Below are 12,421 nucleotides of genomic sequence, written 5' to 3'. Positions count from 1 at the left end.
TCTCGTGTTCCTGAATGTGGCTGTATTTTCTGGGCATAGCAAAGACCTCCTGTAGTAGTTTTATTCTACCACAGGAGGCCTTCTTTTTTCACTGTCTACTTTTACTGGAGCAGTTCAAGGTCACCGGGCAGCTTTTTTGTCTGAAAGTGTTACGGCTGGGCGTCACCCGACAGCAGTGCACCCATCCGGGCCATGTCCATGGCGGGCATCACAAAATCGGCGTCGGGCAGGGGCTCCTTGGGGGAAATATTGGAGCGAACGTACAGGGTGGCCAGCCCCGCGGCTTTGGCCCCTGCAATGTCGCAGGCGGCGTCGTTGCCGATCATGATGGAGCGGGCAGGGTCCAGATGGTGCTCTTTCAGCGGCAGCTCAAAGAAACGGAGATCGGGCTTTTTGCATCCGCAGGACGAGGAGAGATACACCGCGTCAAAGACCTTGTCCAGCCCCAGGGCCCGCATCTCGTAGGCGGTAAAGATGGCCTGGGCGTTGGACAGCAGGTAGAGCTTGGCGCCCCTTTCCCGCAGCATCCGGAGCATCTCCAGGGTGCCGTCGTACAGACGGAGGTACTCGGTGGTCATGGCGCGGAAGAACTGGCCGGCATGAACGGCCAGGTCTTTGCTGACATTGGCGCCCTTTTCGGTGAAAAGCACCAGAAAAACCTCCTCGATCTCGATTTCGGGGAAGGCCTCGTGGCTGTCCCGGCGCAGGCCGCGGCAGTTGGCGGTCCGCTCTTGGGTCAGACGGTTGTAGGCGGCCTGCAGCTCGTCGGGGGTATACACCGCGCCGTAATAGCTGTAGAACCGGGCCAGAGCCGCCCAGGCCTCGGGCTTATCCTCGTCGGTGTGAATGTCCACCAGGGTTCCGTACAGGTCGAAAATGTAATTCTCATAGGGAAGCGCGCGCATACAATCAATAACCTCCTGCACCTCAAGATTCACACATCGAAAAAATGGTAGCACACCGCCCGGAAAATGTCAATTTGAGGAGCCGGAAAGGGCGGCATCCTGTGCAGTTTCCTGCGCCCAGCGGTCCCACCGGCTCTGGATCACCTGGGCCATGGCCTGGTAGTAGGCCTCATCGTAGGGGACAAAGAGATAGGCCTCGTTCTGGAACTCCTCCGACACATAGCGCTCGGGGCCGAAATAATCCAGGGCGTGGGCGTCGATGTCCTCGGGATAGCTGGGGTCCTCGCCGGCGTAATAGAAGGCACTGAAAGCCGCCCCCTCGGGGCTGAAGAAGTTCAACAGCAGCTGTCCGGCCAGCTTGTCCCGGATGAAGCCGCGCAGGTCGGTGTGGGCGGGGTCCTCCCGGAGGCGGTGGATGACGGCGGCATAGTCCTCGGCGAAAACGGTGGACATCAAGCCGTGTTCGATGCACCAGCGCAGGTAGATGGCCATGTGATTGAATACGGCGGTTTCATCCACCAAAAGGGCCTTTTCATGAATGCTTTCCAGGTGCATCTGGGCGTCGTCCAGGACCGGATGATCCCAGGTGGGAGGATCGACGGTGGTGGCGTCGGGCCGGGCGGGGTCCACCACAAAGCTGACCCAGTCCATCCGGTTCAGCAGGGTGTCGGCGTCGTGGGCCAGCTTGTAGTTCAGCTCACTGCGGTAGAGGGGAATCACCTGGTAGAAATTCACCGTTTCGCCGCCGGGCAGAGTGCACCGTTCCTGACCGTCCTCCAGCTGGGGCGGGGCGACCAGAATGGCGGCGCACAGGTCGGTGCCGGGGGCAAAGGGTTCCTGATTGTCGGTGGTGTGGCCCCAGCCCAGCCAGGTATCCTCCGAGATGGGCAGCCGGGCCAGGGATTTCAGCAGCCGCACCGGCCAGTACCACCGCTCCTCCCGGAGGGAGGCGGGGTCCAGTTTCCACTCCGGGGGCAGGCAGATGGCCAGCTCGGCCCGTTCCAGATGATAGGCGGCCAGCTCCCGGGGAATGTTCATCCGGCAGGCGCCCATCCCCATGGTGACCAGGGTCCAGTAGGGCCGGTCCTCGGTGGGGGGCACCATGCACAGGTCGATGTGAATGTCGGGGGACTCAGCCTCGTGGAGCACGTTCTCAAAGGCGCCGAAGCTGGCGGCGATGTGGTTCTCTACTGCCCGCATCTGTTCCTCGGTGTAGCAGAGGGGAGCGGTGTCCGGCTCGCTGTCCTTTTCGCTGTCGGGGCGGGCGGTCAGGTTGCCGTCGTTGTCCAGCCACACCTGGAAATAGGGAGCGTCCTTGCGGTTGGTCTTGTAAATCAGGCTCACCTGCCGTCCCAGACTGAACAGAACCCGCTGCAGGGTGCCGGTCTCGTCCAGGGAAGCCTGCCGGGTCAGCCAGCGGCCGCTGTCCAGACGCTGTTTCTGGGTCCGCAGCCATGCAGGGTCCAGCTTGGAGAGGGCAGCCTCGTTCATTGCAAACACCAGCTCCACCGGGTGGCCCTTGACCGGGTAATGGAAGCTGCAATAGGGCGCGTCCTTTTCGTAGTCGTCGGGGTCAGGCCGGAAGATGGCGTGGAACTGGGCCAGACCCTTGGGATTGGTGGTGATGCAGGAGATGGAGCGGAGTTTTTCGTCGGCTTCCGCGTCGGTGCCTTCCTGCAGGACGCCGTCGGCGCCGGGGTCGATCCAGTGATACTCCATCTGTTCCAGGCTGGCTCCGGCCTGAATTTCCTCCCGCAGGGTCAGGAATTCATAATCTCCGGGCACCCGTTCCAGGCCCTGGCGAACGGCTTCCAGCGCACCGGCTTTGTCGCCGAAGTGGGCCCGCAGCTTGGCCGCCTGAAGCCAGGTCCAGGGATAGTCGGGCTCCTCCCGCAGGCCGGCCTCGGCGTACTGGCGGGCCTCCTCCAGGCGGCCGCAGTAGGTCAGAGCGCAGGAATAGCGGTAGTACCAGGTGCCGCAGCCGGCGGCGTTGACCTCAGAAGCCGGCATCCACTGGGCAGCCCGGTAATAGTATTCGTATTCGCCGATGTTGTTGCAGGCGTAGGCGTACCAGAGGGCAATCTGCAAATCCTGCTCCGCCTGCCGCTGGGTGAACCGCCCGGCCTCAATGCCGTCCTGGATGAAATCTTGCAGGTAGCCCAGCATCTTGTAAAAATAGCCGGTGGTGGCCTCGCAGCAGGCTTCCAGTGCCTGGATGTCCTGGCGGCTCAGGAGAGAGCCGGTCTCGGGGTCCAGGGCGGAGCCGTCATCCCGGGTGAACAGGCGGATGGTGGAGACGTTCCGCCGGAAGCTGTGGAAATTGGCCCAGGCGGGGTTGCTGGACGCAAAGAAAGCTTTGGCGGCGTCCAGAACGGCGGGCAGATCCCAGGCCACAAAGTCCAGATACCCGCAGTGGATGCCCGCTGCGTCTCCGGTCAGGGTCAAGGCGTCGGGGCCGGCCTGCTCGGTCAGAGCTTCTTTCAGAGCGTCCCGGAACTCGAAAAACTGCCGGGTGCGCTCATCGGGCTGGGCGCTGTCCAGAGGCCAGCAGAAAAAGCCGGCGGCGATGCCCTGACGGTGATAGTCGTCCATCGCACGGTCATCCTCTTCCAGATAACCCATCAGAAGGGGCGGGCAGTTGGTGGAGCCGGCAATCACATCCATCCGCCAGTCGGCGTCGGGGTCCGGTTCAGGGTCAAAGTGATAGCTGCTGTAGCCTTCGATGCAGGTCTTGGGGTCGGCGGAGAGGTCCAGGCCCATCTCCCGCAGAGCGGCGGGCAGCTGGTCCAGAGAGACGGCTGCTCCATCCATGGGGGCGTCCACCACCTGGAAGGAGCCCACCAGCCGGATGCTGGCCACTTCGCCCAGAATCTGGTCGGTGAGGACCGAGAGCATCCACCAGGCGTGGTTTTCATCCTGCTGCAGCAGGGGCAGAAGTTTTTCGCAGTAGAGGGTCAGGCCCACGCTTGGGTCGCTGTCCTCGCCCAGCTGCTCCACCCAGACTTGAACCTCCGCCGGGGCAATCTCCCAGCTCTCCGAGACCATCACAAAGCCGGGTTCCGGCTGGCGGCCCGCCAGAATTTCCCACCGGTCCAGAACTTCGGCGGGCGCGTGGCGCTTGAAATAATCCACGGCAAACAGCCGGGGGCGGCTGCCCTCGGGGGTGAGCATCAACAAATAATTTTCCTGGGTGCGGCCCAGGGCGAACGGGGTGTTTTCCAGAGCAGGGGAGAGAAGCTCCCCGCACAGGGCCACGGCCTGGCGGCTGCTTTCTTCGTCCCCGGCGTCCAGGAGACGGCGCAGCTGCTCCTCACCCTGGGCAAAGGTTTCCCAGGCGGCTGCCGTCCGCTCCCGGAAGGTTTTCTGGAACCGGGGCAGGGCCAGACGGCTGCGGCAGTCCTGCATGAAGCTCTGAATGTCCGCGGCTGTGTTGACGTCGGGGCTGTCGCCGGGGTGGAGTTCCAGGGCGCGGGTGAAATACCGCAGGGCCGGGCCCTCCTCGTCCAGATAATAGTAGGCGTAGCCCAGCCGGAAATTCCAGCTGTAGGTGTCCTGCAGCGCATCGGCATGCGCTTCCATCAGCCGGATGGCCCAGCGGAGCAGGGCCTGGCCTTCGGGAGTCTGGGGATCGGCCAGGTTGTTGCAGGCCCGGGCCAGCTCCATGTCGGTGGCGGCGGTCCGTTCCTCCGGGGGCAGGGCTTCGAGGGCATCGAAAATCTTCTGGTGTTGGTCATGGGTGTGCCAGATCTGGCATTGTTCCAGCAAAGTCATGGGGTGCCTCCTTGGTGTCCAATAGAAAAAAGCCCGCAGAAAGTCCGCCGCGGCCCGGCGGGGGCGCGGTGATCTGGGGCTTGAATGGTACAGAAAATCAGTGCAGCGGTTTCAGGTTTGTGCATAGGAGTCCTCGTGGGTTGAAACCAAATCCGGGAATACTCTCATTGTAGCACAGATGACCCGAAACCGGAACGAGTTTGTTGTACTTTTTGCAGAAGAAATTGAACTTTTTCCATCTATTGTGCCCTTTGGGCCCGGAACGTTTTACATCCGGGGGAAAGTGTGGTATCTTTACGGGGAAAACGGCGGCGGGCCGCCGCCCCAACACTGCACAGCGGAGGTATGCGAGATGGAACACATGGCATGGAAAGGCTGGATCAAGCCCGGCTGCAAAGAGGAATACCAGCGCCGTCACCAGGAGATCTGGCCCGAGATGGTGGAGGTGCTGAAAGCAGCGGGCATCTGCAATTACAGCATCTTCTATGTGAACGACGAGCTGTTCGGCTATTATGAATGCGAAAAGGGCGTGGCCTACGCCGAAAAGGTCCAGGCCGAGAGCCCGGTGGTGGACCGGTGGAACGAATACATGAAGGATATTCTGGAGCTGGAGATGGACCCGGTCACCGGCGCCCAGCCCAAGCTGGAGCAGGTGTTCCGTCTGGAATGAGACGGCCCCGCCCCGCTCTGGGAAAGGTTTGTGAAACTGCACAGGGAGCGGGTTTGCGTATTGACAAACCGTCCAAAAACCGCTATATTTATTTTCAACTAAATGCGATGAGGGAGAGTGCGCGCTGCATCCACCCTTCCAGAGAGCCGGGCCAGGTGAAAGCCGGCAGGGCAGGGCGGCGCGCTGTCACTCCGGAGCAGGAGCGGTGAAAGGCAAGCGTCCTGTCAGCCGCCCCCGGTCTGCCCCACGTTACCGGGGCGTCAAGAGGCGTGCGGCCCCGAGGGCCGGGCGCAATTTGGGTGGTACCGCGGCTCGAAATGTTCAGCCGTCCCATGGAATTTCCGTGGGGCGGCTTTTTTGTCCCCCACCGACACAGACAGGAGGATTTTGCCCATGAAGGAACTCGCAAAGCAATACGATCCCAGCCAGGTGGAGGACCGAATCTACCAGTTCTGGCAGGACGGCGGCTATTTCCACACCAAGGCCGACCCCGACAAGAAGCCCTATACCATTGTGATGCCGCCCCCCAACGTCACCGGCCAGCTGCACATGGGTCACGCCGTGGACAACACCATGCAGGACATCCTGATCCGCACCAAGCGGATGCAGGGCTATGCTGCCCTGTGGGTGCCCGGCACTGACCACGCATCCATCGCCACCGAGGCCAAGGTGGTGGAGGCCATGGCCAAGGAAGGCCTGACCAAAGAGGACCTGGGCCGCGACGGCTTCCTGGAGCGGGCCTGGGACTGGAAAAACCGCTACGGCAGCCGCATTGTCAGCCAGCTGAAAAAGCTGGGCAGCAGCTGCGACTGGCAGCGGGAGCGCTTCACCATGGACGACGGCTGCTCGGAGGCCGTGCGTGAGGTCTTTGTCCGGCTTTACAACGAGGGCCTGATCTACCGCGGCAACCGGATGGTCAACTGGTGCCCCCACTGCAATACCTCCATTTCGGACGCCGAGGTGGAGTACACCGAGCAGGACGGCCATTTCTGGCACCTGCTGTACCCGGTCAAGGAGACCGGCGAGATGCTGGAGCTGGCCACCACCCGTCCCGAGACCATGCTGGGCGATACCGCCGTGGCCATCAACCCCGAAGATCCCCGCTATGCCCATCTCCACGGCTGCCATGTGGTGCTGCCCCTGCTGAACAAGGAGATTCCCATTGTCTGCGACGAGCACGCCGACATGACCAAGGGCACCGGCGTGGTAAAGATCACCCCCGCCCACGACCCTAACGACTTTGAGGTGGGCCTGCGTCACAGCCTGCCCATTGTGCGGGTGTTCACCTACGACGGCCATATGACAGGCGCCGCCGACAAGGCTGCCGCCGACGCCCTCTTTGCCGCCGGCAAGAACACCGTCAACGAGCCCCGGGTGCTGGACTGCGGCAAGTATGCCGGCATGACCACCATGGAGGCCCGCAAGGCCATCCTGGCCGACCTGGAGGCCGGCGGATACCTGAAAGAGGTGGAGCCCCTGCGCCATGAGGTGGGCACCTGCTACCGCTGCCACACCACCATCGAGCCCATGGTCTCCAAGCAGTGGTTTGTCCGGATGGAGCCCCTGGCCAAGCCGGCCATCGAGTCGGTGGAGAAGGGCGAGATCCGCTTTGTCCCCGAGCGCTTCACCAAGAACTATATGAACTGGATGAAGAACACCCGTGACTGGTGCATCAGCCGCCAGCTGTGGTGGGGCCATCAGATTCCTGCATGGTACTGCGACGAGTGCGGCGAGACCATCGTGGCCAAGGAAGCGCCCGCAGCCTGCCCCAAGTGCGGCTGCACCCACCTGACCCGGGATCCCGACACCCTGGACACCTGGTTCTCCTCGGCTCTGTGGCCCTTCAGCACTCTGGGCTGGCCGGAGGAAACCGAGGACCTGAAGTATTTCTATCCCACCGACACCCTGGTCACCGGCTATGACATCATTGGCTTCTGGGTCAGCCGTATGATCTTCTCGGGCCTGGCCTATACCGGCAAGGCACCCTTCCACACCGTCTGCATCCACGGCATCGTCCGCGACAGCCAGGGCCGCAAGATGTCCAAGAGCCTGGGCAACGGCATCGACCCGCTGGAGGTTATCGCCCAGTACGGCGCCGACGCCCTGCGGTTCATGCTGGTGGACGGCTCCACCCCCGGCAACGACATGCGCTACAGCGAGAAGAAGGTGGAGGCCGCCCGCAACTTTGCCAACAAGCTGTGGAACGCCACCCGCTTTGTCCTGATGAACCTGCCGGAGGACTTCACCCCCGGTCTGCCCGACGCCAGCCTGCTGGATATGAGCGACCGCTGGGTTCTGACCAAGCTGGGCCAGGTGGCCAGCGCCATGATCGACAACATCGACCACTACGAGCTGGGCCTGGCTGCCGCCAAGATCAACAGCTTTATCTGGGATGTCTACTGCGACTGGTTCATCGAGATCGCCAAGCCCCGCCTGAACTCGGGCGACGCCGTCCAGGCGGATACGGCCCGCCGGGTGCTGGTTCACGTCCTGAGCGAGGCCCTCAAGCTGCTGCATCCCTTCATGCCCTTCATCACCGAGGAGCTGTATCAGGCTCTGCCCGGCAGCGCCGAGACCATCATGACCGCTGCCTGGCCTGTAGCCAACCCCGAGTTCAGCTGGCCCGAGGAGGAAGAGGCCTTTGAAAAGGTGATGGACTATATCAAGGCGGTCCGCACCATGCGCACCGAGATGAACGTCCATCCCGCCAAGCGGACCCGCATGGTCATCGAGACGGCTGACCCGACCCCCTTCCAGAAGGCGGAAATCTACCTGGCCAAGTTTGCCTTTGCCACCGAGGTGTCCTTCACCGACAAGTACACCGGCAGCACCGACGGCATGGTTCAGGTGTCCACCCACGCCGCCCGCGGCTTCATCCCCATGATGGAGCTGATCGACCGCGACAAGGAGCTGGCCCGTCTGAACAAAGAGAAGGCCAAGGCCGAAAAGGAAATGGCCATGTTCAAGAACCAGCTGGCTAACCCCAAATTCATCGAAAAGGCCCCCGCCGCACTGGTGGAGGAAACCCGCGCCAAGTATGCCCGCAGCCAGGACAAGCTGGCCAACATCGAGCAGAGCATCCAGGCGCTGGGCTAAAGGAGATATATGAACAGCAAACGCTACGGATGGGTATGGACAGGGATCAAGGTGATATTGCTTGCGGCCCTGGTGGGAACGATTTGGTTTATCTTTTCCAACTCGATGAAAACCGCCAGCGTCTCCTCCAGCGCCAGCGGCACGGTGCTGGCTTTTCTGCAGAAGGTTCTGCGCCGGCTGGGGCATCCCGGCCTGGCGGCCCGCCTGACCGACCACATGGTCCGCAAGGCGGCCCACTTCTGCGAATATATGATGGAGGGATTTTTCCTGCTGCTGGTGACGCGGATGCTGGCAAGACGCCGCAGACGCCTGCTGCCGTATCTCAGCTGGCCGGCGCTGTTCGGCGTGCTGACCGCCCTGACCGATGAAACCATCCAGCTGTTCTATGATGGACGGGGCAGCCTGGTCACCGACGTCTGGATTGACTTTTCCGGCGTGGTGATGGGCATGATCTGCGGTCTGCTGTTCCTGGGCCTGTGGCATCTGCTGTTTGGACGCCGCAGGGACGATACTGAATTTTAAACAAAGATCTGAAACGCCTGAATCTCCAAACGCAAGATATTGGAAATTTGGGCGTTTCAGCCGTTTGGGGGAACTCCCCGACAGAAAGGAATCGAACGATGCGCACCATCCAATCCATCCGGGAGGCGGACGAATTCTTCGCCTCTCTGCCCGACGGGTTTGACTCGCCCCAGGACTTTGCCGCCGCGCTGCCTGCCGGGGCGGACCCGGCGGTCCAGTATATCCCGGTCGCCGGGACGGCGGGCAAGACGGCGGTGGCCTCCCTCACGGCAGGCATCCTGACGGGTGCAGGCTTCCGCACCGGTCTGTACACTGCGGGGGCCGAGCCCCTGTCCGCCCGCATCCTGGTGGACGGCCAGCCTCTGGACGGCGCTGCAGCCGAGGCCTATACCGAGGCGGCAGACCGGATTCTGGAGGGGACGCTGCTGTCCCGCCCGGCGGCGGAATTGGCGGCAGCCTGCAGCTGCTTTGGGGCGGCGGGCTGTGCCTTTGCGGTGGTGGAGACGGCAGACGGCGCTCTGGCGTCGGCTCTGCCCCAGGTACCTGCCTGCGCCGTGACCCACATTGGTCCCGACGGCACCGGCCGCACCATTGAGCGTCTGGCCCACGATGCAGCCGCCGTCATGCGGAAGGGGACAGTCTGCGTGACCGCCCCCGGCCAGCCCAAACCGGCCCTGACCGAAATCATTGTGGCCGCAGGCAAGGCGGACTGTGAACTGGTGGTCCCCGATGAGGAGGACATCACCTTCCCCGACGACGACAAGCCCACCGCCCGGGTGGATTACGGTGGATACGACGTGCCTCCCGCCTTTATGGGGTACCACGCCGCCTGCAACGCCGCTGTGGCGGTGGAATTGGCTCTGGCCCTCTGGCGCAAAGGCCACGACATTCAGGATGACGCCATTCTGGGCGCCATGGCTGCCGCCAAAAACCGCAGCAGCATCCGGATTGTTTCCCGGGACCCGCTGGTGATTCTGGACGCCTGCCGGACGCCCCAGCAGGCCGCCGCGCTGCTGCGTGTGCTCCAGATGGCCAAGATCCGGCATCTGAATGCCGTCATTGGCCTGCGGAGCCAGGAAGGGGCAGAGGACTTTTTTGCCACCCTGGAAAACGGCCTGCTGACCGACGACCAGAAGAAGGACAAGGAAAAGATGCCCGGCATGGGGGAGGAAGGGCCCATTGACCGCCTTTACCTCACCGCTCCCGCGGGGTCGGAGCCGGCTCTGGCGGATACCCTGACCAATCTGGCCCGGTTCCACTTTGAGGCCCAGGCCTGCGCCAGCCTGGAAGAGGCTCTGGAGGCTGCCCGCGCCGCCGGCGGCCGCGGCGTTGTGATCTGCGGCAGCCAGGAGCTGGCTCTGGAGGCTGAGCGCCTGCTGGAAAGCCGCTGATCCCCTCGACACGCTTCCCTAAAATATCAAAGGCATATCCCGTACACTAGATGCATAGTGTACGGGATTTTTTGTTGTAAGGAGTGTGAGACGCGATGGCAAATGTGCGGTTCAGCATGGCAGGGGACACCCTGTATGCGTATCTTGCCGGAGAGATCGACCACGACGCGGCCCAGTCTCTGCGGCTGGAGATTGACGACGCCATGGTCTGCCATACACCCCATATCCTGGTGATGGATTTCAGCGGGGTGGGATTCATGGATTCCTCGGGCGTGGGCCTGATTTTGGGCCGGCAGCGCCGGGCCCAGGCTCTGGGCGGGCGGATTCGGGTCCAGCATGCGCCCCGGCAGCTGCGCCGGGTGCTGGATCTGGCCCGGATTCCCTGCAGCGACCCGGAACAAACCCTCAGCAGTGAAGAAGGAGGACATCAGGTATGAAAGCGGAAAACAGTACCCGCATCCAGTTCGATTCTCTCAGCGTCAACGAGGCCTATGCGCGGGGAGCCGTGGCGGCCTTTCTGGCCCGGTATGACCCGACGGTGCCCCAGTTGGCCGACATCAAGACCGCTGTCTCGGAGGCGGTGACCAACTGCATCGTTCATGCCTATCCGGATCGGGTGGGACAGATTGTTCTGACGGTGGCAGTCTATCCCGACCGCCGGATCAAAATTACTGTGGCGGACAAGGGGATAGGGATTGCGGACGTGGCACAGGCCATGGAGCCGCTGTTCACCACCGGCGACCCGGAGGAACGCTCGGGCCTGGGGTTTGCCGTCATGCAGAGCTTTATGGATGGGGTGCGGGTGACCTCCCATCCGGCCCGGGGAACCCGGGTGGTGATGACCAAACGGCTGGCCGCCAAGAGCTCCGATACATAATCTATAAAGAGAGGCGGCAGTTTTATGGTATCGGACAAGACCCGGCGGAGTGTATTTATTGAGAACAATCTGGGGCTGGTGCATGCGTGTGCCGGCCGTTTTCGCGGCCGCGGCATCGAGTACGATGACCTGTACAGCGCAGGCTGTATGGGGCTGGTGAAAGCCTGCGACGGCTTTGATGAAACCCGGGGTGTGTGCTTTTCCACCTATGCAGTGCCGGTCATCCTGGGAGAAATCAAGAAACTGTTCCGGGACGGCGGCACCGTCAAGGTCAGCCGTTCCATTAAGGAACTGGGACTGCGGATCAGTGCGGCCCGGGAGCGCCATATGAAATTGTATGGCGCAGAGATGACGGTAGGGCAGCTGGCGGAGGAACTGGGGGAGGCTCCCGAAGCGATTGCTTTGGCCATTCGGGCTTCCATGCCGGCTATGAGCCTCACACCGGAAGGAGACGACGGCGATGAGCGGCAGCTGGATATTCCGGTGGCTTCTCCCGAAGAAGAACTGGCGGACAAAATCAGCCTGGAGGAAGTGCTGGAAAGCCTGCCTGCATCGGACCAGGCTTTGATTCGGCTTCGTTTTTATGGGAACCGAACCCAAAGCGATACGGCAAAACTGCTGCATACCACCCAGGTACAGGTCTCCCGGCGGGAGCGAAAGATCCTCCAAATGATGCGGACGAAACTTTTGGAGGGATAATGCAAAAAAGTTATTGCAATTTAGGAGAATTTGTGGTAAAATTTACCTCACAGCGAACAGAAAGGCTCGCTGGCTGCAGAAAATGGAAAAAATTAGGGGAAAACCCTTGACAAATATCCGGGTCTGTAGTAATATATGTGAGCGCCCTGACGGGGCGGCCCACAAAGCGAAAAGAACTGAAAAACACTTCGAAAAAAGTGCTTGACAAGTTCGAAACGCTGTGATAAAATAAACAGGTCGCTAGCCGAGAGGCTGAGCGGACAGGACCTTGAAAATTGAACAATATCGAATACTTGTAACGGAACCTTTAAAGTGTTGGAAACACTTAAAATTCCAAAAAGTAATTCTTACAGGACGCAAGCGATTGCGTACTGAGGATTGGATTTAAACACTGTAAAGTGATTAAATATCATTTTATAAAGAGTTTGATCCTGGCTCAGGACGAACGCTGGCGGCGCGCCTAACACATGCAAGTCGAACGGAGCTTGAG

At 61.6% G+C, this 12,421-nt stretch carries 9 protein-coding genes and 1 rRNA gene; 8 read left to right on the top strand and 2 right to left on the bottom strand.

Annotated elements, in window-relative coordinates; genetic code table 11:
* Positions 1–149: 149 nt before the first annotated feature.
* Both B5G28_RS13025 and B5G28_RS13015 read right to left on the bottom strand, forming a co-directional pair.
* Positions 150–905: an HAD family hydrolase gene (locus B5G28_RS13025; protein WP_087249488.1), complete on the bottom strand. Its 756-nt coding sequence runs from the start codon at positions 903–905 to the stop codon at positions 150–152.
* A gap of 69 nt (positions 906–974) precedes the next feature.
* The gene (locus B5G28_RS13015) at positions 975–4,676 is read right to left on the bottom strand and encodes a suppressor of fused domain protein (protein ID WP_144265553.1); all 3,702 of its coding nucleotides are present in this window, start codon (positions 4,674–4,676) and stop codon (positions 975–977) included.
* Between the two features lie 352 nt (positions 4,677–5,028).
* Here B5G28_RS13015 and B5G28_RS13010 point away from each other — a divergent pair, with 352 nt between their 5' ends.
* The 8 genes from B5G28_RS13010 to B5G28_RS12975 form a co-directional block, all read left to right on the top strand.
* Positions 5,029–5,346, top strand: coding sequence for an L-rhamnose mutarotase (locus B5G28_RS13010; RefSeq protein ID WP_087249486.1), 318 nt, complete (start codon positions 5,029–5,031; stop codon positions 5,344–5,346).
* Positions 5,347–5,739: 393 nt separating this feature from the next.
* A complete protein-coding gene (locus B5G28_RS13005) occupies positions 5,740–8,442 on the top strand; it encodes a valine--tRNA ligase (RefSeq protein WP_087249484.1) in 2,703 nt (900 codons plus the stop codon).
* A gap of 9 nt (positions 8,443–8,451) precedes the next feature.
* On the top strand, positions 8,452–8,964 hold the full coding sequence (locus B5G28_RS13000) for a VanZ family protein (protein ID WP_087249482.1): 513 nt from the start codon (positions 8,452–8,454) through the stop codon (positions 8,962–8,964).
* A gap of 98 nt (positions 8,965–9,062) precedes the next feature.
* Positions 9,063–10,355: a folylpolyglutamate synthase gene (locus B5G28_RS12995; protein WP_087249480.1), complete on the top strand. Its 1,293-nt coding sequence runs from the start codon at positions 9,063–9,065 to the stop codon at positions 10,353–10,355.
* 95 nt (positions 10,356–10,450) lie between these two features.
* Complete coding sequence (locus B5G28_RS12990) at positions 10,451–10,792, top strand: STAS domain-containing protein (protein WP_087249478.1); 342 nt, start codon at positions 10,451–10,453, stop codon at positions 10,790–10,792.
* On the top strand, positions 10,789–11,232 hold the full coding sequence (gene spoIIAB, locus B5G28_RS12985; protein WP_087249476.1) for an anti-sigma F factor: 444 nt from the start codon (positions 10,789–10,791) through the stop codon (positions 11,230–11,232). Before B5G28_RS12990 ends, spoIIAB begins: the two co-directional genes overlap by 4 nt.
* Positions 11,233–11,256: 24 nt before the next feature.
* Positions 11,257–11,931 carry a sigma-70 family RNA polymerase sigma factor gene (locus B5G28_RS12980; RefSeq protein ID WP_087249474.1) on the top strand — a complete coding sequence of 225 codons (675 nt, stop codon included), beginning with the start codon at positions 11,257–11,259 and terminating at the stop codon, positions 11,929–11,931.
* Positions 11,932–12,344: 413 nt separating this feature from the next.
* Positions 12,345–12,421, top strand: a 16S ribosomal RNA gene (locus B5G28_RS12975); the annotation flags it as partial.

This window comes from Faecalibacterium sp. An77 (genome assembly GCF_002161315.1).
GTDB lineage: Bacteria > Bacillota > Clostridia > Oscillospirales > Ruminococcaceae > Faecalibacterium.
The sequence above is the reverse complement of the archived record's forward strand: the minus strand, read 5'-3'. Positions and strand labels throughout refer to the sequence as shown.